Raw genomic sequence first — 25,323 nt, forward strand, 5'->3', positions numbered from 1 at the left:
GGAAGAGCCACCGGACATGAGGGACGGTCGGGCGTCGGAGGTCATCCCCGCAGCCCTCCCGCGAAGCCGTTGATGATGCTGCGCTGCAGCAGGAAGTAGACGAGCAGGACGGGCAGGATGCTGATCACCAGTGCGGCGAAGATGAGGTTCCAGTCGGTGACGTACTGACCGACGAAGCCGGCGATCGCGACCGGCATGGTCTGCCGGGCGCTGCCGCTGAGGTACAGCAACGGGGTGAAGAAGTCGTTCCACACGGCGACCGCGTTGAGCACCAGAGCCGTCACCGTGACGGGTTTGAGCATCGGCAGCACCACGTACCGGAAGCCCTGCAGAGGTGTGCAGCCGTCGATGAGTGCCGCGTCCTCGAAGTCGCGGGGCAGGGCGCGCAGGAAACCGACGTACAGGAAGACGGTGAACGGCACCTGCAGGCCGGAGTAGAAGAGGACCAGCGCCCAGGGTGTGCCGAGCAGGCCCATGTCGCGCATGGTCTGGTACAGCGGCAGGGACGCGAGCTGGAACGGCAGGGCCAGGCCGAGGAGGAAGGTCAGATACGTTCCCCGGGACCAGCGGGCCGTGGCGCGGGCCAGCGGGTACGCCGCGAGCGAGGACACGGCGAGTACGACGACGACGCTGCACACGGTCACCAGCACGCTGTTGGCCAAGGCCCCGCCGAGGGCGCCCTGTTGCCAGGCCTGGGTGAAGTTGTCGAGGGTGGGTGAGCCGGTCGGGCTGATCGGCGAGGACTGGTCCGACGCGGGCCGCACCGCGAGGTTGACCAGGACGTACACCGGGAAACCGACGAACACGGCGGCGGCGATCATCGCCAGTTCCAGGGCGAGGGTGCGGCGGCGGTAGCGGTTCATGACGCCGCCCTCTCGTTGCGGGACAGCACGAGGTACTGCCCGGTCGAGACGACCGCCACGATGATCGTGAGGACGACCGCGAGCGCGACGCTGTAGCCGAACTCGCCGAGCGTGAAGGCGTCCTTGTAGATCAGCGTCGAGATGGTGTCGGTGGCGTGCCCCGGTCCCCCGCCCGTCAACGCGTACACCTGGTCGAAGAGTTTGATCCCGCCGATGATCGACAGCATCAGGTTGATGGTGAAGGCAGGGGCCAGCAGTGGCCTGGTCACCGACCAGAAGCGCCGTACGGGACCTGCCCCGTCGATGGCCGCCGCCTCATGGACCTCCTTGGGCACCGACTGCAGTCCGGCGAGGAAGATGACCATGGAGTAGCCCGCGAACTGCCACACGATCACCCCGACCACCGACCACAGGGCCAGGCTCGGACTGCCCAGCCAGTCCTGCCGCCATCCCCCCAGACCCACCGCGCCGAGCAGGCTGTTGACCGCGCCGTCCGGGCCGAGCAGATTGCGCCAGAGGTAGGCGGTCACGATCGGGGTGATCACGGCCGGCGCGAACAGGAACACCCGCAGAACGTTGCGGGACTTGATGGCCGAGTTGACCCCCAGGGCCAGCAGCAGGCCCATCGCGTTCTGCACGATCGTGATCGACACCGCGATCAGCAGGGTGTGCCAGATGGCCTGCGTCGCGTCCGGGTCGCTGAGCATGTCGGCGAAGTTGTCCAGGCCGACGAAGGAGAAGTCGGGGTCGAGACCGTCCCAGTCGGTGAAGGCGTAGTACACGCCGCGAACGCTCGGCACCAGGACGACGAAGGCGAACAGCAGCATCGCGGGCAGGGCGAACCACCACGGCGGAGTCGTGCGCGCGGGCCGGATGCGTGCGGCCGGTTCCGTGTCCGGAGGCCGGTCGTCGTCCAGGAGCTGCTTGTGCGGGGCCAGAGCCACCGACGAACCCCCTTTCTTGAAACGATTCAAATGGCCTGCTGGATCAACTCTTCGGCCTGCGCCACGTGGAGGCGCGGCCGGTTGTCTCGTCGGAGTCCGTCTCGGGGATGGGGCGGCCCGATGCCCGGGCCGCAGGAGTCGCGCGGCTGTGGGTAACGTTTCCCAAAGGGTGTGGCCAGACCCTAGGGAGCGTCCCGCATGACGTCAAGATGCCGCGCACACCACAGCGGTGCGACGAGGACGGCGCCGCCCGCTCTCCGCGCCATCGTTCGAGCCACGGGATCCGCCCTAGACTCGGCCGGACGATTCCCCGAGAGGCAAGGACCGGATGGAGCCGACAGCATCACGTCGCAGGATCACCATCGTCGACGTCGCGCGACACGCCCGGGTGTCCGTCACCTCCGTGTCGAAGGTGCTGCGCAACGCCTACGGGGCCAGCCCCGAGATGCAGGCCAAAGTGCGCCGCGCGATCGAAGAGCTGGGCTACCGGCCGCACGCGGGCGCCAGAGGCCTGCGGGGGCAGACGTACACCATCGGCGTGATGCTGCCCGACATCCGCAACCCGTTCTTCCCCGAGATCCTCGACGGCATCACCGACTCGCTGGAGGAGACCGAGTACCAGGTGTTCCTGGGGCCGGGCTGCAACGGGGAGAAGGCGGAGGCCCGCGTCACCGAGGCGATGATCGACCGCGGCATGGACGGTCTCGTCCTGGTCGCACCGGTCTCCTCGCGCGCCCACCTGGAGCACGTCGCCTCCTCGGTGCCGACCGTCGTCGTCGGCCGCCACGGCTCCTCCGCCGTATACGACACCGTGACCGACGACGACATCGAGGGCGCGGCCCTCGTCGTCCGCCACCTCGCCGGTCTCGGGCATCGCCGGATCGCCCACATCGAGCATCACGAGACCGACCCGACACGCCTGGCGGAGATGCCCAACGCCCGGCGCGCCGACGGATACCGGCAGGCCATGCGGGCGCACGGGCTGCAGGAGTGCATCGACGTGCTCTCCACCAGCAGCTACACCCAGGAGGGTGGCCACCGGGCGGCGCTGGAACTGCTGGCCCGCCCCGCCTCCGCCCGGCCCACGGCCGTCTTCGCCGGTGCGGACATCGTCGCCATGGGCGTGCTCGAGGCGGTCGCCGAGGCCGGCCTGTCCGTTCCCGGCGACCTGTCGGTGGCCGGATACGACAACACCACGTTCGCCGCGTTCGGCCCGATCTCGCTCACCAGCGTCGACCAGGCCGGCCAGGAGATGGGCCGCGACGCCGTACGACTCCTCCTGCGACGAATCACCGACCATGACCGCCCGTCGGCCAAGGTCACCCTCTCCCCCACGCTCGTGCCGCGCAGGTCCACGGCACGACCGGCGGAGTGAACCGTCGCCATCGAGTGGCCCGGCAGGTGTTCAACCGTTCGGTTGAAGGTGGAACTGAATCTTTGGGAAACGTTGCCCATACCGCGGTCACGGCGCCACGATGAGGCGCGCCCTGCGACCATGGTTTGTCCCGCTTCAGCAGACGGCATTCAGCAGACGGCACGCCCTCGCCACCGGCGCCGGCGCCGGTGGCCTCGATGTCGGGGCGCTCGCCGCCGCGGCGAGTCGGGCCGCGGCCTCGCCTGCGACCTCCCGCCGTACGGGCCGGCCGGCCTGAAGCCGATCCGGAAGCACCCCCACGCCAACATGGACGGCTTCCCCCGCTTCATGGCCGACCGCGCCGTGGGCGAGCGCTGGAAGCAGACCTTCACCCTGCATTTCGTCGAGGTCAAGGGCGACCCGACGCCCGGCCGGCTCGGACTCCACCCGCGGGCATAGCGGCGGGTGGTGCCACCGGCCGGCTCGGCCGCGAGCGGGCGGCATGCACTGCTCCCGATGTCCACCGCCGTCCCCTGATCGGTTCGTCGTCTGCGTGCTGACGCCGGGCCCCGAGGCCGACTACGGCACACCCGCGTCGACTGCAGCCTCCCTCACCCGGGGCAAGCCCGCTCATGGGCGCGGCCGGGCTCGTGACCCGGGCGGAGTCCCCCGCCGAGCGGCGCGGAAAGCCGGTACGGCCGCCCCCGCCGGGCGAGGAGACGACGGTTCGCGCCACCCTGAGCAATAGGGAGAACATCAAGAGGCGCTTCCTGAACCCGCTCCCGGTGGCAGACCGGGAGCGGTTCGCGGAGGATCTTCGTATCCCAGCCATACGGCTCGGGGACACACTCCCCCGAATGCCTTGATCCACGAGCCACCGCGTTTCCCCGATGCCCTGACGGGCGCCACACCTATGGCACCTTCACACACATCGTGGAATAACTGACGAGTCAGCTACTGTTCTGTCAGGTGATCGCCCGCACCGGGTGGGCCATCACACGCCTGTCGAGGTCACCATGAAGCTGGTCTACGTTTTCGACGCCTACTGCGGCTGGTCGCACGGTTTTTCCGCCACGCTGCGCGAGGTGGTCTCCCGCCACCCCGGGCTGCCGGTGGAGGTGGTCTCCGGCGGTCTGTTCACCGGGGCGCGCCGGGTGCCGATCCGTGAGTTCGGCTACGTCCAGGGTGCGAACGCGCAGATCGCGGAGCTGACCGGGGCCGAGTTCGGCGAGGGCTACGAGCGGCTGATCGCCGACGGTTCGTTCGTCATGGACTCCGAGGCCGCCGCCCGCGGTGTCGCCGCCCTGCGCCAGGCCGCCCCCGACCGCGCGGCAGAGCTGGCCGCCTCCCTCCAGCGCGCCTTCTACGTCGACGGCCTCAGCCTGTCCGACCCGGCCACGTACCGTGTCGTCGCCGAGGCCGCCGGACTGGACGCGGACACCGTCGTCGCCGCCTTCACATCACCCGAGGCTCGGGCTGCCGCCGAGGCCGACTTCCGCCGCACGGCCGAGCTGGGTGTCACCGGCTTCCCCACCCTGCTGGCCGTCGACGGCGCGTCCCTCGCTCCCGTGGCCTACGGCCGCGCCACCGCGGACGAGGTCGACCGACGACTGGCGTCCCGCACGGCCACCCGTTCCTCCTGATCCTGCCCATCCCCATCCCCCTCAAGGAGTTCCGCATGAGCACGCTCGATTTCAAGGTCCTCGACCTCGACTTCCCGGCCGGCAGCAAGAACAAGACCGCCACCCTCGTCACCGGCGAGACCGAAGCCCTGCTGGTCGACGCCGCCTTCACCCGCGCCGACGGCCACCGGCTGGCCGCCGAGATCCTCGACTCCGGCAAGCAGCTGACGACCGTCTTCATCAGCCACGCCGACCCCGACTTCTACTTCGGCGCCGAAGTGATCGCCGACGCCTTCCCCGACGCCGTCTTCGTCGCCACCCCGATCGTCATCGACCACATCCAGCACACCTACGAGGGCAAGCTCAAGGCCTGGGCCGCACTCGGCCCCAACCTCCCCACCCGCCTGGTCGACCTCACCCCGCTGACCGGCGACCTCACCCTCGAAGGCCACCGCTTCGAACTCAGGGGCGGCCCGGCCGGCCTGCCCGACCGCCACTACCTCTGGCAGCCCGAGCACCGCGCCCTCCTCGGCGGCGTCCTGCTCTTCCAGCAGGAACACGTCTGGGTCGCCGACACCCCCACCCCCGGCGACCGCGCCGCCTGGACCGACCTGCTCGACGAGATGACCGCCCTCGACCCGCAGCTCGTCGTCCCCGGCCACCGCCTGCCCGGCACCCCGGCCGACGCCTCCGCCATCGCCGCCACCCGCGCCTACCTCCTCGCCTTCGAAGAGGAACTCGACAACGCCGCCGACGGCGCCTCCCTCACCGAAGCCCTCGTCAAGCGCTACCCAGACAACGGCATGCTCATCGCCGCCCAGATCGGCGCGAAGGTCGCCAAGGGCGAGATGAAGTGGGGCTGAACATGACCGAGTCCATCCCCTCCACCACCTACGCCGCCCCCGCCGCCGCCCCCGCCGACGTCGTACGGCGTCAGTACCTCGCCTCGGCCGCCGGCGACCTGGCAGCCCTGCGCGCCACCCTCGCCCCCGACGTGGAATGGACGGAGATGGCCGGCTTCCCCCTCGCCGGCACCTACCGCACCCCCGACGGTGTCACCGCCCACGTGATGGAGAGACTCGGCCAGGACTGGGACGGCTGGACCGCCCACGACGACACCTACGTCGTCGACGGCGAGAACGTCGTCGTCCTCGCCCGCTACACCGCCACCAACAAAGCCACCGGCAAGCCCGTCGACGTCCGCGTCGCCCACCACTTCGTCGTACGCGGCGGCCTCATCGTCCGCTTCGAACAGTTCGTCGACACCGCACTCGTCCGCGAGGCGATGAGCGACTGACCGAACCGGTCAGGTCTCGTGCGCACGTTCAGCGTCTCCGGGATCGGGTGGCCACGGGCCGTGGCCACCCGATCCCGGCCAGGCAGGCAGGCAGGCAGGCTGCGTACGCTCCGTGGGCTGTCGTCGGGTCGCGACCAGGTGCCGACCGACAGCCTGGGAGCAAATTCCCCCTCCTTCTTCCCCCGTGATCGCTGTCATGCTGGGCGGCATGACCAGCAATACCCCCCTCAACGAGCTGGGAGAGTTCCTCAAGAAGCGCCGCTCGGAGCTGAGCCCGCGCACGGTCGGACTGCCCGAAACCGGCAAGCCCCGCCGGGTGGACGGGCTGCGCCGCGAGGAGGTCGCCCAGCTGGCCAGCATCAGCACCGACTACTACACCCGCCTCGAACAGGGCCGTATGCAGGCATCCGCGCCCGTGCTGGACGTCCTCGCCCGGGTCCTGCACCTGGACGACGACGAGCGGGGCTACCTCTTCCAGCTCGCGGGCAGGACCACCACCCGCACCCGGCGGCGCGGCAGGCAGAAGGTCCAGCCGCAGCTGCAGCGGGTCCTGGACGACCTCAGCGCCACCCCCGCGATCGTGCAGGGCAGACGCGGGGACATCCTCGCCTGGAACGCGCTGGCCGCCGCCCTGGTCACCGACTTCTCCCGCATCCCGGAGAAGCACCGCAACTACCCCCGGATCCAGTTCACCGATCCGGCCATGCGCACCCTGTACGCCGATTGGGAGACCTCGGCCCACATCTCCGTCGCCCAGCTGCGGATGGAAGCGGCGAAGTATCCCGAGGACCCCGCCCTGATCAAGCTGATCGGTGAACTGTCCCTGCGGGACAAGCAGTTCGCCCGGTGGTGGGGCGATCACCACGTCGCCGCCCGCACCGTGGGCACGAAGACCCTCAACCATCCGGTCGTCGGCGAGCTCGTCCTGGACTGGGACACCCTCACCGCCAACACCGACCCCGACCAGCACCTCACCGTCTGGACCGCCGCCCCCGGGTCCCCCACCCACGAACGGCTCCGCATCCTCACCTCCTGGGCCACCGAGCAACACCTCTCCGCGTCCCAGCCACTCACCTGACCCGCGTGATCGCCGCCGCGATCGGCTCTCTCCGACCTCGGCGAAGGCTCCCCGGGTCTCACTCCGGAAGTCCCTGCCGGAAGGATGCGGCCCCACGGGGTGCGGGTGGACAGCGTCACCCCACCGTCGCTCCCCCAGCAGCCGTCGCTCCCCCAGCAGCAGCCGTCACTCCCCCAGCAGCCGTCGCAGCCATCCCAGACGGGCCGCACGGGCGTCGGCCGAGAGTGCGGCCTGGGGCACGAGGCCGTCGAAACCGTGGAAACCGCCCGGCCACACGTGCAGTTCGGCGCTTCCCCCGGCCTGCCAGATCCTGGAGGCGTAGGTGACGTCCTCGTCCCGGAAGGTCTCCGCGGAGCCGACGTCGATGAAGGCCGGGGGGAGGTCGGAGAGGTCTGCCGCGCGGGCCGGGGCGGCGTAGGGCGAGACGTCGTCGGTGCCGCGTGCCTCGCCCAGCAGCGCGTTCCAGCCGGTCTCGTTGGCGGTGCGGTCCCATACGCCGAGCCCGGCCATCTGATGGGCGGACACGGTGTCGTTGCGGTCGTCGAGCATCGGGCACATCAGCAGCTGGCCGATGGGACGAGGGCCCTGGCGGTCGCGTGCGAGCAGGGCCAGGGCCGCGGCGAGTCCGCCGCCCGCGCTGCCTCCCGCCAGGATGACGCGATCCGGGTCGCCGCCGATCTCCTCGGCGTGTGCCGCCGTCCAGAGCAGTCCCGCGTAGCAGTCCTCGACCGGCGCGGGGTGCGGGTGCTCGGGGGCGAGCCGGTACTCCACCGACACCACGACCAGGCCCAGTTCCTCGGCCCAGTCCAGGGGCAGGCCCAGCCGGTTGGTGCCCACGACCATGCCCCCTGGATGCGTGAAGTAGACGATCGGGCGGGGGCCCGGCACGGAGGTGGGCCGGCAGATGAGCAGCGAGACGTCCGGTGCTCCCGGCGGACCGGGCACCGCCCGCTCCTGTACGTCGAAGAGCCCGCCACAGCTCAGCTCCTCGTTCGTCATGAGCGCGACCAGGGCGCCGACCTGCTCACGCGCCATGGGAATGCTCTCCGGGGTCGCCGTGGTCGGCGCCGCATCGCCGAGTTCCACGAGAGCGGCGGCCAGCTCCGGATCGAACGGCGGAGGGGGCGTGGTCATCTGGACCTCCTGGGGGATCGTCGACGTCATTGCGGCCCGTCGGAAAAGCCGTCGTGCCGGGGCGGAGCAGTGCGGTGAGGGTGCCCGCTCGCCGAGCGCGGAGGTGCCCGCGAGGAAGAGCGGTTTCCGTCGAGGCGGGCGGGGCCGAGACCCCGGACGGCGGGTCGTACGGGCCGGGCGCGGGCGCTCGTTCCCTCCAAGCCGTGCGGGATCGTATGTCTCCCGCCGAGCAGGCCGAACAGGCCGAACAGGCCGAACATCGGGTTGCGACCTCGTCGTTCGTTCGAGGGTCCCGGACGCCTCGCGCCACGGAAGACGAGCGGAACCGTAACCGGACGCCCCGTTCACCGTCCAGCCCCCTCACGGAGCGCGACGATCGACGGATCCCGCAGCGGCCGGCCGTGGCATCTCACAGACGCGGGCCCCGACATCCGGCGGGCGCCACCTCAGGCCGAGTCCCGCACCTCCACCCTGAGCGGGTCCTCGACGGGGTCGGCCGACACCTCCTTCCGGTCGAGGGCGTCGACGACTCGCCGGGCCAGACCACGCGCGAGGGTTTCGGTGTCGCGGACGACCGTGGTCAGCGCGGGGCGCAGCAGGGCCGAGCTCGGAATGTCGTCGACACCGATGACGGCCAGGTCCTGCGGGGCGCGCAGCCCGAGGGACTGCAGGGCCACCAGCACCGCCATGGCGATGTCGTCGTTGAACGCGCAGATGCCCGTCACCGGCGGATCGGCCGCGAGCCAGGCCTTCACCGCCTCCGTGGCACCGCCCAGTTCCAGCGGGACGGCCCGGACGACGGGCTCGGGAAGACCGCGTTCGGCGCAGACCTTGCGGACACCGTCCAGCCGCGGCTGGGCCAGGACGTCGAGTCGGGGCAGGTCCGGGTAGGCGTAGCCGAGTCGGCGGTGCGAGCCGACGAGATGGCGGGCCTGCAGCGCGCCGATCGGTTCCTCGGACACCAGAGGGGACCGGAGGTCCCCCGACGCCGAGCCGTGCAGCGTCATGACGACCTCGATGCCGGCCGTTCGCATGGCCTCGGCGTCGGTCGCGGGGAACTCGTTCAGGGCGAGGACCGCGGCGGGTGTCAGGGCCCGCCAGATCTCCCGCAGGGGCCGGGCGGGCCGGCCCGAGGAGTGCACGAGGAAGGTGAGCTCGTGTTCGGCGAAGGCGTTGGTCAGCTGCTGGATGAGGCGCCCGAGCACATGCTGGATCGGCCAGTCCGGCAGCACGCCGAGCACGATGTCCGAACGCCCCGTCCGCAGCGCGCGCGCCGCGGCCGAGGGTGCGTAGCCGAGCCGGGCGGCGGCCTCCCACACCCGGGTGCGCGTCGCCTCGGCGATCTTCTGGTGCGGGGTGTCGTTGAGGACGTAGCTGACCGTCGCCCGTGAGACTCCGGCCTCCCGCGCGACGTCCCCGCTGGTCACCCGTCTGCCCCTGGACGTCCCGGCCATGCATCCCCCTCCGACAGACCCCTTGCCAAACCCCGCGATTGCGGGCTAGCTTACCCGCTCAGTCAACCTACACGTTTAAGTGGCGCGTTTAAGTAACGCTCGGTAGCCGCACTCGGCAACTCCCCCCACGCGCCACGCTTCAGGTCCCCACCGTCCCGTCCCCCTCCGGTACTCAACGAAGAGGACCCATGTCTGGCCTGACAAGCACCACGAGCAACCCCTGGAAGACCGCGACACTCGCCGGCATGGCCTCCTACCTGGACGCCGCCGCCCTGGTGACGTCGGGCATCGCCATCGGCGGCTACTACGCCGCGCCGCTCCAGCTCAGCCCCGAGAGCATCGGCTCCCTGCTGGGACTGCAGACCCTGTCGTTCGCCGTCGGTGCGCTCTTCGGCGGTCGGCTGGGCGACCGGTTCGGCCGTCGGACGATCTTCACCTTCTCGCTCGTCCTGTACGCGGCCGGCATCCTGCTGCTCCTCGTGGCGGCGAGCCCCGCGCTGCTGTACGCCGGTGTCGTGGCCACCGGCGTGGCCATTGGCGCGGACCTCCCCGTGTCCCTCGCGCTCGTCAACGAGGAGGCACCGCCGGGCAAGAAGGCCACCATGGTGGTGTTCTCCAGCATGCTCTGGCTGGCCGGCATCGTGGCCGTGCTGCTGCTCAGCTCCTTCATGGGAGCACAGGGCCTGCTCGGCGGCCGCATCCTCTTCGCCCACCTGCTGGTCGTGGCCGTCGTCGTGCTGCTCCTGCGCCTCACCCTCAGCGAGTCGGCCGAGTGGGCCGCCGCCCGCCGGGCCGCCGACGCGCACCCGAACGCCGCCTCCGGGACCATCGAGTTCAGCCGCGTCCGGGATCTCTTCCGGGCACCGACGGTCTACGCCCTGCTCGCGACGGGCCTCTACTACGCCACCTGGAACCTCGGCGCGAACACCCTCGGTCAGTTCGGCACCTTCCTGTGGACCGCCCTGGCCGAGGGGGAGGTCGCGCAGTACTCGCAGCTGACCCTCCTCGGACTTCCGGTGGGCTTCGTCGCCGGCCTGGTGTTCATACGCGTGGTCGACCGCCCCGCCAGGCACGCCTGGTTCGCCGCGGGCACCGCCCTGATCGTCGTCGCCTGGGCACTGCCGGCACTGCTCGGACCCGGGAAGTTCACCCTGGTCGCCGTCATGCTCGTCTCCGGCCTCGGCAACTCCTTCGCCGGCGAGTCCGTCTACAAGATCTGGTCCCAGGAACTCTTCCCCACCCTGCTGCGGGCGACCGCGACCGGCGTGACCATGGCCTTCACCCGGGCCCTGGCCGGCCTGGCCGCACTGGCCACGCCCGCCTTCGCCCTGGGCCACACCGAGCTGTTCTTCGGCCTGCTCCTCGGCGTCACGGTGATCTCGGCGGTCATCGGCCTCGCCTGGGTGCCCCGCCTGCCCAAAACCCCGCAGGCCGAGGAGCCTGCCGACGCTTCCCCGCCCCAGGCGCCTGCCGACCTGAGTGGCGCTCCCACACCCGAGACGACCGAAAAGGCTGTTCCTTGATCCGCCATCACGACTTCCGTCACCACGGTCTGACGCTGCGCTCCACACTGCACATCCCCGAAGGACCGGCGGACACCCGCCATCCGACCGTGGTGTTCGTCCACGGCTTCACCTCCAACCGGATCGAACTGCCGAACTTCGTCGCCATGTCCCGGCTGTTGGCCGCCAACGGCATCGCCTCGGTCCGGTTCGACCTCTCGGGCCACGGCGAGAGCGACGGCGACTTCTTCGACGTGACCATCACCGGCGAGATCGCCGAGACCCGCGCGATCCTGCGGACGGTCCGGACCCTCGACTTCGTCGACCCCGACCGCATCGGCCTGGTCGGCATGAGCATGGGAGGCGTGGTCGCCGGGATCACGGCCGCCGAGGAGACCGGGATCGGCGCGCTGTGCCTGTGGTCCCCGGCGGCGGTCGCCCCGTTCGAGATCGGCAGGGGCTATCTCAAGGGCCGCAGACTCGCCCCGGAGATCGAGGAGAAGGGCTATGTCGACGCCGACGGCCACCGGATGAGTCCCGCTCTCGTGGAGGACATAGCCGGCCTCGACGTCTACGGGAGGTCCGGCGCGTACACCGGGCCGGTCCACATCCTGCACGGCGACAAGGACGACATCGCACCCCTGGAGTACGTACGCCGCTACCTGGAGCACTACGACGGGAACGCGGAACTCGAGATCGTCGAAGGCGCGGACCACGCCTGGGGGACCGTCCCCCACCGGACCACGCTGCATCACTCCACGCTGCGATTCCTCCGGAGGCACCTCCAGCGATGAAGACGTCGAGCCCTGTGCCACGCCACGCGACGGACACCACGACCTCGGTCACCGGCCTGCGGACCGCGGACGACTCCGGTCTCGTCGCCACCCCGTACCCCATGCCGCGCCTGTCGTGGTCACTGACCGGCGAACGGCCGGGCATCCTCCAACACGCCTACGAGATCGAGGTGTCGGCCGACGCGTCCTTCAGCGACACCACCTCCAGCGGAGACGTCGAGTCCGACACGGTGACCGACCACCCGTGGCCGGCGCAACCGCTGAACAGCCGCGAGACCCGGTACTGGCGTGTCCGTGTCCGCACCGACCTCGGGTGGACGGAATGGAGCGACGCCGCCCGGGTGGAGGCCGCGCTGCTCGACGACGTGGACTGGGCGGCCCGCCCCGTCCACCTGCCCAGTGACCGGGGCCGTTCCTCCCCCGGCCCCGTGCCGTTGCTCCGCCGGGAGTTCCACCTCCCGGCGGAGCCGGTATCCGCACGCCTGTACGTCACCTCGCTCGGCGTACACAGCACCACGGTCAACGGCCGTGCCGTCTCCGAGGACCTGCTGGAACCGGGCTGGACCAGCTACCCCAACCGGCTGCTCTACGCCACCTACGACGTCACCGGCCTGCTCCGCACCGGCGCGAACGCCCTCTCCGCTGCGGTCGGCGACGGCTGGTACCGCGGTCATCTCACCTGGCACAAGAACCGCGACGTCTACGGGGACACGACGGCGCTGCTCGCCCAGCTCGAAGTCGACCTGGCCGACGGGACCAGGGTCACGGTCACCACCGACGGCCACTGGAAGGGCGGTTACGGCGACCTCTTGGCGGCGGACCTGTACGACGGCTGCGAACGCGACCTCCGCCACGAGCCCGAAGGCTGGCGGCTGCCGGGCTTCGTCGACACCGACTGGGAACCCGCCGCCACACTCCCCCTGCCCACCGGGCTGACGCAGCGGGCCCACCCACCCGTGCGGGTCGTCCAGGTCATCCGGCCGGAGCGGCGGACCCTGCCCGACGGCTCGATCGCCGTCGACGCGGGCGAGAACATCACCGGCTGGCTGAGACTCCGCGTCGACGGCCCGAAGGGAAGCACCGTCACCGTCCGGCATGCCGAGGTCCTCGACGGCGACGGCCGGCTGCTGACGAGCATCCTGCGCGGCGCCCGTGCCACCGACCAGTACACCCTGGCCGGCGGCACGGCCGAACTGACGCCGGAGTTCACCTTCCACGGCTTCCGGTACGCCGAGATCGGCACCTCACCGGACGTGACCGTCGAGGCGATCGAGGTCGAGGTCGTCGCCAGCGACCTGCGCCGCATCGGCGAGTTCCGCTGCTCCGACGAGCGCGTGAACACCCTGTACGCGAACGTCGTACGCTCCCAGCGCGGCAACTTCCTCGCCGTGCCGACCGACTGCCCGCAGCGGGACGAACGGCTCGGCTGGACCGGGGACATCATGGCCTTCGCCCCGACGGCGTGCGCCACGTTCGACAGCGGCTCCTTCCTCGACAGCTGGCTCACCGACCTCCGCATCGAGCAACGGCCGGACGGCGCGGTCCCGATGGTGATCCCCGATGTACCGCTCGGGGAACTGCCGCCGGCCGAGCTGCCGTTCGCCGGTGCCGCCGCGGGCTGGGGCGACGCCGCCACGGTCGTACCGACCGCCCTCTACGAGGCCTACGGCCGACGGGACATGCTGAACCGCCACTACGCGGCCATGCGCGCGTGGGTCGAGTTCACCGTCGACCACCTGGACGAGGACGGAACCTGGAGCGGCAACGCCCAACTCGGGGACTGGCTCGACCCCGCCGCGCCTCCGGAGGACCCGGCGCGCGCCACCACGGACTCCGCCTACGTCGCCACCGCCTTCGTCGCGCACAGCGCCCGCCTGCTCGCCGACACGGCCCGTGAGCTGGGCCGTCTCGACGACGCCGTGCGGTACGAGGCCCTGCACGGGCGTACCGCCGAGGCCGCCTGGCGCAAGTGGGGCGACCACGCCCGCACCACCCAGACGGGCTGCGCGCTGGCCCTGTCCTTCGGCATCGCGCCCGACACCGAGCGGGCCGACGTGGGCAAGGCCCTCGCCGGTCTGGTGCGCGCCAACGGCGGCCGTATCGCCACCGGCTTCCTGGGCACCCCGTTCGTACTGCCCGCCCTCAGCGGCACCGGCCACACGGCCGAGGCGTACGAGCTGCTGCTCAACCCCGAGTGCCCGGGCTGGCTCTACCAGGTGGCCCGGGGTGCCACCACCATGTGGGAGCGGTGGGACGCGATCCGCCCCGACGGCACCATCGATGTCGAGAACGCGGGCACGATGCTGTCGTTCAACCACTACGCCTACGGCGCGGTCGCCGCCTGGCTCTACCGATCCGTGGCCGGTCTACGGCCCACCGCGCCCGGTTACCGCACCCTCGACATCGCCCCACGCCCCGGCTCCACGCTCACCTCCGCCGAGGCCTCGATCACCACCCCGTACGGCACCGCGTCCGTCGCCTGGTCGATCAGCGGCGACACCCTCACGGTGAAGGCGGTACTGCCGCCCGGCACCACGGGACGCTTCAGCCCGCCCGAGGGCTGGCGCTGCGCGGAGGCCGTCGACGGGCTCGCATCCGGCAGCCACCTCCTGTCCCTGCGTCCGGTCATCGGTCCCTGAAGCCACCCGCAACCGGAGCCCGTCGCCATCGGCTCCCTTCGCACCCGGTCCTGGAAACCGGGCTCACAGACGGCGGCCCGCTGCTCCCTGACACGCGGCGGGCCGCCTCCTTTTGGGCCTCGGGGCCGACCTACACCATGCCGAGGCCTCGGGAAAGGCCGTCCGGGCACGCGGAGTTCGTCGGCGACGTCCCTCTCATCCTCATCGCAGTGCGTCGGCGAAGAAGTCGAGTGACCGGTCGACCTCGGTGAGAGCCGGGGTCCGGTTGAGGTGGCCGTGCGGCATGCCGGGGGCCAGGTAGGTCCTGACCTCGACCTGGGACGCGGTCAACTGCCGCGCCAGGAGCTCCGCCGACGGCCGGAGGTCGTCGTACTCGGAGACCAGCAGGTGAACGGGCGGGAGGCCGTGCAGCGGGGCCGCGCCCGGCAGTGCGTCGCGTGGGAGGTCGGTGAGCCGGCCGACATAGTTCTCCACCATGAACTCGACGTCCGCCGTGGTGAACCGCATCGTCGGGGGGAGGGCCGCCATCTCGGCCGCCATGGTGCTGTCCAGGGCCGGGACGGGGAAGTGCGCGAACGGGTAGGCGAGCAGCAGGAGATCGGCCGGTCGCCGTCCCTCCTCCCGGTCCCGCAGGGCCGTGGCGAGGGCCAGCGCCGCGCCCGCGCTCGCCCCGCCGAGGGCCACGGCATCGGCGTCGGCGGCCAGTTCGGTCCTCAGCCACCGCCACGCGGCGCACACGTCGTCCACCGGGACCGGGTGGCGGACGCCGCCGACCGCCAGCCGGTAGTCGACGCAGACCACCACGGCCCCGGTCCGCGCGGCCAGTTCGGCAGCGACGACGTGTGCCTCGGGCATGTCGAGGTCGCCGCCGAGGAAGCCGCCGCCGTGCGCCCACAGGACTGCCGCGGAACCGGGGCGCGGCGGGGTGTACGTCCTGACCGGTACCGGGCCGTGAGGGCCGGCTATCTCGCGGTTCGCGACCGTGACATCGGGGTGCACCCACTGCGCCGGATCCCGCATGAACGCGCCGAACCTGGACTGCGCGTCCGGGTCCGCGAGATCCGCGAACGTGATGCCCGCGAGGAGGTGCAGCCTCTCCGCGAGATAGGGGTCGAGGGGCATGGTGACCTCTTTTCCGTGACGTCTGGACATGGGGCGGCGGGCGCACCTGCGGGCACGCCGAAACCGTGGTGGCCCACAGGGGACGCAGCCGGTGCCGGTCACCTGAGTCAGGCCTTGGCCGGGGCTGCTCGGACGGTCACGCCGACTCGCGTACCTCCAGCCGGATGTGCGGCTGCACCTGGTTTCCGGTGGCTTCCGCGCTGTCGAGCGCGGCCCGCACCGAGTCCGCGTACAGCTCGGCGATTCCGGGGAGGTCCTGGACGACGCTGGTCAGCGGAGGGCTGGACACCGCCGCGGCAGGGGTGTTGTCGACTCCGACCACCGCCATGTCCCGAGGGGCTTCGAGGCCGAGCCGGCGCAGCCCGGCCAGCACGCTCATGGCCACGTCGTCGTTGAACGCGCAGATGCCGGTCACCGGGGGATCGGCGGCGCGCCAGGACCGTACCGCGTCGGCCGCGGCGTCCGGTGTCAGGGGGACGGTCCGGACATCGGGAGCGGGCAGTCCCAGCTCGGCGCAGACCTTGCGGACACCCTCCAGGCGCGGTCCGGCGAAGACGGCGACCCGCTCGTCGTCGGGGTACGCGTATCCCAGTCGCCGGTGGGAGGCGGCCAGGTGGCGGGCCTGAGCGGCACCGATCGCGTTCGCGTTGGTGATGCCCTCGTCCGCCCCGATCCCCTTGTCGTCGTACAGGGCGGCGATCACCTCGATGCCGGCGGCCCGCATCGCCGTGGCGTCGGAGTCGGAGAACGGCGCGAAGGCCAGCACGGCGGCCGGTGTGAGGGCCTTCCAGATCTCGCCCAGCGAGCGGGCGCCCCGGATGCCGGAGTGGACGACGAAGGTGAGATTGCGCTTCGCGAACGCAAGCGTCAGCTCCTGGACGAGGCGGCCCGTCGCGTGGCCGAGCGGCCAGTCGGGCAGCAGGCCGAGCACCACGTCGGAACGTCCGTACCGAAGGGTCCGCGCCGCGGCCGACGGGGCGTAGCCGAGCTTCTGGGCCGCCGCCAGCACCCGCTGACGTGTCGCGTCGGTGATCTTCTGATGCTGGGTGTTGTTGAGGACGAAGCTCACCGTCGCCCGCGACACACCGGCCTCGCGGGCCACGTCCGCACTCGTCACTCGCTCGCTCCGCGGTGCCATCGACGACCACCTTCCACGAACCTCTTGCGCAACGCAGGAGACACAGTTAGTTTACGGGCACTCACTTTAACGTGTTAGCGACACGTTAAAGCAACTCCGAGTAGCCATGATGCGAGGTTGTGCGATGGGGACGCCCTATCGACTCATCCGATCGCCGACATTGAAGCAGACGGCCTGCGACGCCCACGAGACGGAGTGATCCTCCGGCTACGTCGCAAGGGCTCCCGGCGGTCTCCCCGCCGGGCCCTCATCTGAACACGTACGCATCCGCTCGCCGGGCGTCCGCCTCCAGGGCCCCCTCCGCGAGCCACGAGAACAGCTCGCTTCTCCCTACCCCGGCCCACCTTTTCCTTCGGAGACCCTCAATGAAGAGAAGAACCGCCCTCCAGGCCTCCATCGGCGTGGTGGTCACGCTCACGCTCGCCGCCTGCGGCGGTGGACAGACCGACAGCGGCAGCGGCGGCAGCGCCGGCCCGGTGAACCTGACCATCGCCCTGTCCTCGGCACCCAACAGCCTGGACCCCGCCCAGGTCGCCGTCGGGCCCTTCCTGAACTACATGGACCCCGCCTACGCCACGCTGCTGACCCGCAAGCCCGACGGCACCCTGGGCGCCGGCCTGGCCGACAAGTGGGGCTACGTCGGCAAGAAGAACACCAAGTTCGAGCTGCACCTGCGCAAGGGCCTGAAGTTCGCCGACGGCACACCGCTCACCGCCGCCGACGTCGTCAACTCCTTCACGTACTTCCAGAAGGGCAGCGGACCCGCCGCCGCCTGGTTCCGTCCCCTGAAGTTCGCCACGCCCGACAGCTCGACCGTCCTGATCACCAGCCCCACGCCCAACCCCGACATGGGCACCCTGTTCACTCCCCCGTACATGGGCGGCGCCATCATCAGCCCGGCCGGGCTGAAGGCCCCGAAGAAGCTGGCCTCCACGACCTTCGGCGCCGGACCCTACGTCTATAGCGCCCAGCAGTCCGTCTCCGGCGACCACTACGTCTACGTCCCGAACAAGAACTTCTACGACCAGTCCGCCATCCACTTCAAGAAGATCACCGTCCGGGTGATGCCCAACGTCAACTCCCAGGTGCAGGCCCTGAAGTCCGGGCAGATCGACCTCATGTACGGCACCCCGGACGTGGCGCCGACCGTCAAGGGCACCAAAGGGATCACCACGCTGCAGAAGCCCACCACCTGGGCGGGCCTGTTCCTCCTGGACCGTGAGGGCACCGTCGTCAAGGGGCTCGGCGACGAGCGGGTCCGGCAGGCGCTGAACTTCGCCGTCGACCGCTCCGCGATCACGAAGGCGGTCTACGGGGACTACGGAACCCCGGTCTCGCAGCCCCAGATGCCCGGTTACGACGGCTACAGCACCGCCGCCGCGGACATGTACCCCTACGACCCCGCCAAGGCCAAGAAGCTGCTGAAGGAGGCGGGATACGCCAAGGGCCTGACCATCCCGGTGAACTACGGGTCGTTCGACCCCTCGACGGCCAAGATGGTCCAGGCCGTGCAGGGGCAACTCGCCAAGGTGGGCGTCAAGCTGAAGCTGAGGGCCGCCACGAACTTCGGTGGCTGGATCAACGACCTGCTGACGAAGAAGTACGCCGCCACCGTCCTCTCGCCCGGCACGGGCGGCGAGCCCAACTTCTACGCACAGCAGCCGCCCTTCACCAAGACGGGCATCATGAACCTCTTCGGCGTGGCCGACCCCGAGGTGGAAGCCGCGTACGCCCGGCTCGCCGGATCGGACCCGAAGTCCAGCGCGGCTGCGTCCAAGGACCTCACCGACGTGATCGTGCGCAAGGCGCTCGCCCTGCCGATCTCCGGTACCGACACGATCGCCATGTACAACAGCAAGCTGCGCGGGGTGAAGTTCCCGGAGGGTGGCGCACAGCTGACCTCCAACACCCTGTGGACCACCCGCTGACGAGGGCCGATGCTTCCCATCATTCTCCGCAGGCTGGCGCTGTCCATCCCGCTCCTTGTGATCGTCTCGGCGATCACCTTCCTCCTGGAATCGTTCGTGCCGGGAGATCCGGCACGAACGGTGCTCGGGATCAACGCTCCGCAGGAGCAGTACGACGCGCTCAGAGCCGCCATGCATCTCGACCAGCCGGTCGTCGTGCAGTACTGGCTCTATCTCCGCGACGTCCTGCGGGGCGATCTCGGCAGCTCGCTGTTCTCCGGTGAATCCGTGCTGGGGCTGATCGGGCAGCGCCTCCCGGTCACCCTGGCGCTGGTGATCGGAGGGACCGTGCTCGCGACCCTGGTCGGTGTCGTGCTCGGCGTGTACAGCGCGACGCGCGGCCGGGTCAGCCGCCGGCTGTTCGACATCGTGTCCCTGCTGGGCAGCGCGGTGCCCAACTTCTGGATCGCACTGGTGTTGGTCGCCGTGTTCGCCGTCAAGTTCTCGCTCTTCCCCGCCACCGGGTACACCCCGTTCGCCGAGTCGCCGGGGCAGTGGGCGTCCGGCCTGGTGCTGCCCGTGATCTCTCTCGCGATCGGCGGAGTCGCCTTCATCTCCAAGGTCACGCGCGACGCGATGCTGTCCACCCTCGCCCTCGACCACATCAGAACGCTGCGGGCCTCCGGCATCCGGCCCTCGTCGATCATCTGGAAGCACGCCCTGCGGGGCTGCGGACTGCCGGTGGTGACCACGATCGGCCTCATGATGATCACGTTCATCCCCGGCACGATCCTCGTCGAGAACGTCTTCACCCTGCCCGGTCTGGGCACCACGGTCGTGGACGCGACCAACCAGCACGATCTGCCGGTCGTGCAGGGCCTCACCATCACCTTCACGGTCATGGTCATCGTGGTGAACCTTCTCGTCGACATCCTCTACAGCCTCCTCAACCCGAAGGTACGTACGGAATGACCACTGTCGAGGCGCCTTTGAAGGCGCGATCGCGGGCGCGGATCAACCCGTTCGCCGGGATATGGCGCCGTCCCGTCGCCGCCGCATCGCTCGTCGTGGTCGTCGGTATCACCGTCGCGGTGGTGCTCGCCCCGCTCCTGGCACCGCACCCGCCGCTGGCGCAGGATCTGCTCCACACGCTGTCCGGTCCGTCGGCGGACCATCCGCTGGGCACCGACGTCCTCGGCCGCGACGTGCTGAGCCGACTGCTCCACGGCGGACGGCCCACCCTGATCGGGGTGGGGGTGGCCGTACTCGTCTACGCCGTCGTCGGCATGTCGCTGGGCGTGCTGGCCGGCTACCTGCGCGGCTGGACCGACCGGGTCATCGTCGCCCTGCTGGACGTCATGCTCTCGGTCCCCGCGGTCATCATCACGCTCGCCGTCCTCGCGATCTTCTACCAGAGCAACGTCGCCGCCATGCTCACGCTCGGCTTCTTCGCCTCCGCGGGCCTCGCCCGGATCATCCGCAGCTCATGCATCGCGCTGCGCGAGGAGCTGTTCGTGGACGCCGCCAGGGTGTCCGGGCTCGGCCCGGCACGGATCATGGCCCGCCACATCCTCCCCCGGCTGACAGGGCAGTTGCTGGTCCCGATCTTCCTCTTCTCGGGCAACGCCCTCGCCATCCAGACCGGCCTCGGATTCCTCGGACTGGCCACTCCCGCGCCCGCCCCCAGCTGGGGCGGCATGGTCGGGGAGGCCGCGCAGATCATGCAGCAGGACCCCTACCTGCTGTTCGTCTCCGGTGGCGTGATCGGCCTCATGTCCCTCTCCTTCGGGCTGGTCGGCGACGGACTGCGCGACCTCGAACAGGACCGGCGGCAGGCAACGGGCGGCCGGTCGCGACGGCCGGTTCCCGCGGCGGCCTCCCAGACCGCCGCCAAGCCGTCGGACACATCGCTGGACGGGGCGGTGCTCGCCGTGCGCGACTACTCGATCGCCTTCGCCACCGCGCAGGGGCCACGCGACGTCGTCGACTCCATCAGCTTCACGGTCCGCCCCGGTGAGATCTTCGGACTCGTCGGCGAATCCGGCAGCGGAAAGACGGTGACGGGACTGTCCCTGCTCGGGCTCCTCCCGCCCAACGGGGCGGTGACGAGCGGCGCGGCCTGGCTGGCCGGCACCCGCATCAGCGGCCTGCCGGAACGCGAGTTGCAGCGCATCCGCGGCAGCGAGATCGCTCTCGTCTCGCAGGAACCCATGGTGGCGCTCGACCCGTACTTCACCATCGGCTCCCAGCTGGCCGAGGTCATCCGGCGCATCGACGCCGGGCGCGGCGGCAAGGACGCCGTACAACAGCGGATCCGCGAGCTGCTGACCAGCGTCCACCTGCGCGATCCGGACGACATCGCGCGCCGGCACCCGCACGAACTGTCCGGCGGCATGCTCCAGCGCGTCGTCATCGCCATGGCGCTGGCCGGGTCTCCGAAGGTGCTGATCGCCGACGAACCCACCACGGCACTGGACGTCACCGTGCAGGCGGGAATCCTGGACCTGCTGCGGTCGCTGCGCGACGAACACGGCATGGCGATCATCCTGATCACCCACGACCTGGGCGTGGTGGCCGACAGCTGCGACCGCGCGATCGTGATGGAGCACGGCCGGATCGTGGAGGAGGGCTCGGTCGAGGACATCTTCTACCGGCCCCGGCACCCGTACACGAAGAAGCTCATCGAGAGCACACCCAGCATCGCTCGTACGGAGGGCAGGATCACGTGACCGGAACACCCGCACTCCAGATAGACGGCCTCGCGGTCCGCTACCCGGCCCGTGGCTTCCGCAAGCCCCCGACCACCGTCATCGAGGACGTGTCGTTCGAGGTCGGGCACGCCGAGACGGTCGCCCTCGTGGGTGAGTCCGGCTCGGGAAAGACCACCATCGGCAGAGCGGTCCTGGGACTCACCCCGGTCAGCGGCGGACGGGTCCTGCTCGACGGGCGGGACATCACCCGCCTCACCGGCCGGGCCCGTCGGCTGCTGTCCTCCGATCTCCAGGCGATCTTCCAGAATCCGTACGGGTCGCTCAACCCGGCGCTGCCCGTGGGCCGGACGCTGGCCGAGCCCCTGCTCGTCGGTTCGGCCCGCTCGCCCCGCGAGGTCCGTGACGACATCGGGGATCTGCTCCGCCGCGTCGGGCTGCCGGAGGACGCGGCCGACCGCTACCCGGCCCAGTTCAGCGGAGGCCAGCGCCAGCGCATCGCCATCGCCCGGGCGGTGGCCCGCAAGCCGAAGCTCATCATCTGCGACGAGCCGACCAGTGCCCTCGACGTCACCACCCAGGCCGCCGCGCTGAACCTCCTCTCCGAGCTCCAGGACACGCTCGGGTGCGCGTACCTGTTCATCACGCACGACCTCGCGGTCGTCAAGGAGTTCGCGGCTCGCACCCTGGTCCTGCAACACGGACGCATCGTGGAGGAGGGAGGCAGCGTCGACGTGTGCGACCGGCCGCGGCACGAGTACACCCGGCGTCTGGTGGCTGCCGCCCCCGTCCCCGACCCGGACCTGCAACGCACGCGCCGCCGGCAGCGGTTGGAGATGAAGGCGACCGCATGACGGACACCACGGGGACCTCGTGACAGCGGTTCGGGCCGGCCCGAGACCGGCCGCCTCAGTGGTCGAGCGGCTCGTAGTCGAACCAGTCGAAGTGCACGGAGTCGGCGGAGGCGAACATGCCGAACACCCGGCCCGTGAACCCGCCGGCGACCTCCGTGGACAGATACCGGCCGTCCAGCGAGGCGAGTTCGACGAAGGCGCCGTCCGGCTCCTCGAAGCCGAGCGCGACGAAGTCGGGGCCGGTACGCGCGTCCTTCACGGTGTCCACGGGGACCGTCTCGACACGGAGAACCACGGGCCCCGAGGGCGCGGGCCGGGACGCCACGACGGTGTGCAACGGGCCGATGCGGGCACGGACCCGCACCTGTCCGGACGTGACCTCCACGGAGTAGTGATGGCTCTCGTCCAGGCGAACGGCCAGGCCGCCCTCGCCTTCCGCCGCGTCGAGCGAGGTGCGCACCCGGCACGACGGGTGCTGCTGCCGGCGGCCCACGAACGTCACGTCGGCGTCGTCGAGTGATCCGCCGCGGGCACGCAGGGTCAGCCGGCCGGGCCGTTCCTTCGTGGTGCAGTCCTCCGAGAGGCGCTGACGCGGCGAGATCCAGTGCGGGGCCAGCTCGGTCACGTCGAAGTCGTCCCGGCGCTCCGGCGCGGCGGCGGGTGGCTGAAGGGGCCAGGGCGGGGCGGGCATGACGCAGGACAGTTCGCCGACGACGGGCCAGCCGTCGACCCACTCGACCGGCACCAGATAGGTCTCCCGGCCCAGTACGTGCCAGCCGGGGGTGCCGCCGCCCGGCCGTACACCGAGCAGCACCATCCACCACGAGCCGTCGGGGCCTTGGACCAGGTCGGCGTGGCCGGTGTTCTGGATGGGGTGGTCGGTGCCGCGGTGGGTCAGGACCGGGTTGGCCGGGCAGGGCTCGAACGGGCCCGTGGGGGTGTGGCCGCGGGCGATCGATACCCCGTGGCCCCGTTCCGTGCCGCCTTCGGCGATGAGCAGGTACCAGTAGTCGCCGATCCGGTACAGGTGCGGTGCTTCGGGGGCCTTGGCGCCGGGCGCCCCCGACCACAGCTGCCGGCGCTCACCGAACGTCTCCCCGGTGTGGGGATCGAGGCGGATCTGTCCCACTCCGGCGGTGGTGCACCAGCAGGTGCCGTCCTCGTCCCAGGCGATGTCCGGGTCGATGCCGTGCACTCCGGGCAGCCTGATCGGATCGGACCAGGGCCCGGCCGGGTCGGTGGCCGTGAACAGCAGATTGCCGTCGCCGCTGACGTTCGTGACGATCAGCCAGAACCGGCCGTCGTGGTGGCGCAGGGTGGGCGCGTAGATCCCCCCGGAGGAAGCGGTGTCCAGCGGCAGACGCAGTTGGCTCGGGCGGTCGAGCGCGTTGCCGATCTGGGTCCAGTGCACCAGGTCGCGGCTGTGGAGGATGGGGACGCCGGGGAAGTACTCGAAGCTGGAGCACGCGATGTAGTAGTCGTCGCCCGCGCGGCAGATGGACGGATCGGGGTAGAAGCCGGGGATCACCGGGTTGCTGATGGTGTTTCCCGCCTCGGACACGCTCGTCACCCTCATCGGGTCCTTTCGCTGTTACGAAAGTTTCTCATCCAACGATGGATAGTTTCCCTTCGAGCAGGCTAGCCACGGCCCGTCCGGGCGGTCAATGACCTCGCGGGTCAGCCCTTCGGCGGGGCCGTACTGGCCCGGACCGTCAGGGTCGTCGCGATCTCCAGCCCGGCCTGGGGTGCGTCCTCGCCGCGCCCGAGCGTGAGCGCCAGCTCGGTCGCGGCCACGGCCATCTCGGTCAGGGGCTGGTGAACGGTGGTCAGGGGCGGATCCACCCAGGCCACGACCGGCAGGTCGTCGAATCCGACGACGCTCAGGTCGTCGGGGATCCGCAGACCGGCCTCGCGCGCCGCCTGGTAGACACCGAGTGCCTGCAGGTCGTTGGCGGTGAAGATCGCCGTCGGGCGCTCCGGCAGATCCAGCAGGGAGCGCGCCGCCTCGTAGCCGTCCTCACTGGTGAGCGGCGCGTACGTGACGAGTTCGGGATCGACCGGCAGGCCGGCGGACTGCATCGCGGAGCGGTATCCGTCCAGCCGGGCGCAGCAGTACAGCTGGTCCTCGGGGCCGCTGATCATGGCGATGCGGCGGTGCCCGAGTTCGGTGAGGTGGCGGGTGGCGGCCCGGCCGCCGGACCAGTTGGTGGCGCCCACGAACGGGACGTCGTCCGGCAGTTCCGTGGCCGGGTCGAAGACGACGAAGGGGATGCCCTTGGCCTTCAGCTGCTCCCGCTCGGCCTCGGAGAGCTGGGCCACGGACAGCACGCAGTTCGGCCGTCGGGAGACGGTGTCGTCCCAGGTGGGCAGGTCCGCGTCGTGCAGCCCGAACTCGGAGACCATGACGCCCACGCGGTGCTGACGGGCCACCCGCTCGACACCCCGGATGATCTCGACCGCCCACATGTGCTTGAGCTCGCGGAACACGAGCTCCACGACGTTGTTCCGGTTGGCACCCGTCGGCTTGCGGTAGCCGTACCTGTTGACCAGCTCCTCGACACGCGCCCGCGTGTCCGCGGAGACGCCGGACTTGCCGTTGATCACCTTGGACACGGTGGGAACCGACACCCCCGCCGACTCGGCGATGAACGCGATCGTGACCGGCCGGGACGTGTCGCCCTGCCCGTCGTTCCTGTCCACCGGCCCGTCAGCCGCGTAATCAGCCAAGATCGCCCGCCCGTCCTGTGGATGTGCCCGGTTCATTCTGGCATCTCTTACCGCCGCATCTGTGGTCTCCGGCACCTCTTCATGTTAATTTCTCCGGCGCGAATAGCGAAACTTTCTCTCTCTGCGTTGTATCTCTATCGGCCTCCGGCCGACCCCACGTGTCGCACACCCCCCAACGAGAAGGTG

20 protein-coding genes and 1 pseudogene are annotated in these 25,323 nt (G+C 70.6%); 13 read left to right on the forward strand and 8 right to left on the reverse strand.

All coding sequences use genetic code 11. The annotated features are described in order from the left end of the window. Positions 1 to 41 precede the first annotated feature (41 nt). Complete coding sequence (locus OG272_RS01325) at positions 42 to 863, reverse strand: carbohydrate ABC transporter permease (protein WP_327731875.1); 822 nt, start codon at positions 861 to 863, stop codon at positions 42 to 44. Continuing rightward, positions 860 to 1,807, reverse strand: coding sequence for a sugar ABC transporter permease (locus OG272_RS01330; RefSeq protein ID WP_326573398.1), 948 nt, complete (start codon positions 1,805 to 1,807; stop codon positions 860 to 862). The genes OG272_RS01325 and OG272_RS01330 overlap by 4 nt, the downstream gene beginning before the upstream one ends. 328 nt (positions 1,808 to 2,135) lie before the next feature. Between OG272_RS01330 and OG272_RS01335 the strand changes: the two genes are divergently transcribed. The 6 genes and pseudogenes from OG272_RS01335 to OG272_RS01360 all read left to right on the forward strand — a co-directional run bounded on the left by OG272_RS01335 (position 2,136) and on the right by OG272_RS01360 (position 7,158). Then, on the forward strand, positions 2,136 to 3,182 hold the full coding sequence (locus OG272_RS01335; RefSeq protein ID WP_405892217.1) for a LacI family DNA-binding transcriptional regulator: 1,047 nt from the start codon (positions 2,136 to 2,138) through the stop codon (positions 3,180 to 3,182). A gap of 264 nt (positions 3,183 to 3,446) precedes the next feature. Next, positions 3,447 to 3,620: pseudogene (locus OG272_RS01340) on the forward strand (ABC transporter substrate-binding protein); the annotation flags it as partial. Positions 3,621 to 4,177: 557 nt separating this feature from the next. Then, positions 4,178 to 4,804, forward strand: coding sequence for a DsbA family protein (locus OG272_RS01345; RefSeq protein ID WP_405892219.1), 627 nt, complete (start codon positions 4,178 to 4,180; stop codon positions 4,802 to 4,804). Between the two features lie 35 nt (positions 4,805 to 4,839). Then, the gene (locus OG272_RS01350) at positions 4,840 to 5,646 is read left to right on the forward strand and encodes an MBL fold metallo-hydrolase (protein ID WP_326573402.1); all 807 of its coding nucleotides are present in this window, start codon (positions 4,840 to 4,842) and stop codon (positions 5,644 to 5,646) included. Between the two features lie 2 nt (positions 5,647 to 5,648). Next, entirely contained in the window at positions 5,649 to 6,080 is a 432-nt protein-coding gene (locus OG272_RS01355; protein WP_405892221.1) for a nuclear transport factor 2 family protein, read from the forward strand. 196 nt (positions 6,081 to 6,276) lie between these two features. Next, complete coding sequence (locus OG272_RS01360) at positions 6,277 to 7,158, forward strand: helix-turn-helix domain-containing protein (RefSeq protein WP_405895971.1); 882 nt, start codon at positions 6,277 to 6,279, stop codon at positions 7,156 to 7,158. A gap of 165 nt (positions 7,159 to 7,323) precedes the next feature. Here the strand turns inward: OG272_RS01360 and OG272_RS01365 are convergent, their stop codons facing one another. Then, the gene (locus OG272_RS01365) at positions 7,324 to 8,292 is read right to left on the reverse strand and encodes an alpha/beta hydrolase (protein ID WP_405892223.1); all 969 of its coding nucleotides are present in this window, start codon (positions 8,290 to 8,292) and stop codon (positions 7,324 to 7,326) included. 446 nt (positions 8,293 to 8,738) lie between these two features. Continuing rightward, positions 8,739 to 9,746: a LacI family DNA-binding transcriptional regulator gene (locus OG272_RS01370; protein WP_326573407.1), complete on the reverse strand. Its 1,008-nt coding sequence runs from the start codon at positions 9,744 to 9,746 to the stop codon at positions 8,739 to 8,741. Between the two features lie 188 nt (positions 9,747 to 9,934). Between OG272_RS01370 and OG272_RS01375 the strand changes: the two genes are divergently transcribed. Genes OG272_RS01375 through OG272_RS01385 form a run of 3 tightly spaced genes read left to right on the forward strand, consistent with a single transcriptional unit; the run spans position 9,935 to position 14,681 of the window. Further along, positions 9,935 to 11,269 carry an MFS transporter gene (locus OG272_RS01375; RefSeq protein WP_327731870.1) on the forward strand — a complete coding sequence of 445 codons (1,335 nt, stop codon included), beginning with the start codon at positions 9,935 to 9,937 and terminating at the stop codon, positions 11,267 to 11,269. Further along, entirely contained in the window at positions 11,266 to 12,042 is a 777-nt protein-coding gene (locus OG272_RS01380; RefSeq protein ID WP_326573410.1) for an alpha/beta fold hydrolase, read from the forward strand. Before OG272_RS01375 ends, OG272_RS01380 begins: the two co-directional genes overlap by 4 nt. Then, positions 12,039 to 14,681 carry a family 78 glycoside hydrolase catalytic domain gene (locus OG272_RS01385; RefSeq protein ID WP_405892226.1) on the forward strand — a complete coding sequence of 881 codons (2,643 nt, stop codon included), beginning with the start codon at positions 12,039 to 12,041 and terminating at the stop codon, positions 14,679 to 14,681. Before OG272_RS01380 ends, OG272_RS01385 begins: the two co-directional genes overlap by 4 nt. A gap of 201 nt (positions 14,682 to 14,882) precedes the next feature. On the opposite strand, the gene OG272_RS01390 is transcribed toward OG272_RS01385, so the two are convergent. Together OG272_RS01390 and OG272_RS01395 are read right to left on the reverse strand one after the other, a co-directional pair. Then, positions 14,883 to 15,803, reverse strand: coding sequence for an alpha/beta hydrolase fold domain-containing protein (locus OG272_RS01390; protein WP_405892227.1), 921 nt, complete (start codon positions 15,801 to 15,803; stop codon positions 14,883 to 14,885). 136 nt (positions 15,804 to 15,939) lie between these two features. Further along, the gene (locus OG272_RS01395; protein WP_327731867.1) at positions 15,940 to 16,941 is read right to left on the reverse strand and encodes a LacI family DNA-binding transcriptional regulator; all 1,002 of its coding nucleotides are present in this window, start codon (positions 16,939 to 16,941) and stop codon (positions 15,940 to 15,942) included. Between the two features lie 365 nt (positions 16,942 to 17,306). On the opposite strand from OG272_RS01395, the gene OG272_RS01400 reads away from it, so the two are divergent. Genes OG272_RS01400 through OG272_RS01415 form a run of 4 tightly spaced genes read left to right on the forward strand, consistent with a single transcriptional unit; the run spans position 17,307 to position 22,410 of the window. Then, positions 17,307 to 18,869, forward strand: a complete 1,563-nt coding sequence (locus OG272_RS01400) for an ABC transporter substrate-binding protein (protein WP_405892228.1) — start codon at positions 17,307 to 17,309, stop codon at positions 18,867 to 18,869. 9 nt (positions 18,870 to 18,878) lie between these two features. Continuing rightward, positions 18,879 to 19,820 (forward strand): ABC transporter permease, encoded by a 942-nt coding sequence (locus OG272_RS01405; RefSeq protein WP_326573419.1) that lies wholly within the window; start codon positions 18,879 to 18,881, stop codon positions 19,818 to 19,820. Next, positions 19,817 to 21,577 (forward strand): dipeptide/oligopeptide/nickel ABC transporter permease/ATP-binding protein, encoded by a 1,761-nt coding sequence (locus OG272_RS01410; RefSeq protein WP_405892229.1) that lies wholly within the window; start codon positions 19,817 to 19,819, stop codon positions 21,575 to 21,577. Before OG272_RS01405 ends, OG272_RS01410 begins: the two co-directional genes overlap by 4 nt. Beyond that, a complete protein-coding gene (locus OG272_RS01415; protein WP_405892230.1) occupies positions 21,574 to 22,410 on the forward strand; it encodes an ABC transporter ATP-binding protein in 837 nt (278 codons plus the stop codon). Before OG272_RS01410 ends, OG272_RS01415 begins: the two co-directional genes overlap by 4 nt. Positions 22,411 to 22,465: 55 nt before the next feature. Here OG272_RS01415 and OG272_RS01420 read toward each other — a convergent pair whose 3' ends face one another. Both OG272_RS01420 and OG272_RS01425 read right to left on the reverse strand, forming a co-directional pair. Next, the gene (locus tag OG272_RS01420) at positions 22,466 to 23,986 is read right to left on the reverse strand and encodes a glycoside hydrolase family 43 protein (protein WP_326573425.1); all 1,521 of its coding nucleotides are present in this window, start codon (positions 23,984 to 23,986) and stop codon (positions 22,466 to 22,468) included. 101 nt (positions 23,987 to 24,087) lie between these two features. Next, a complete protein-coding gene (locus OG272_RS01425) occupies positions 24,088 to 25,173 on the reverse strand; it encodes a LacI family DNA-binding transcriptional regulator (protein WP_327731864.1) in 1,086 nt (361 codons plus the stop codon). Positions 25,174 to 25,323: the final 150 nt, after the last annotated feature.

Origin of the sequence: Streptomyces sp. NBC_00104, assembly GCF_045160825.1 — a bacterium.
In the GTDB taxonomy this organism is placed as follows: domain Bacteria; phylum Actinomycetota; class Actinomycetes; order Streptomycetales; family Streptomycetaceae; genus Streptomyces.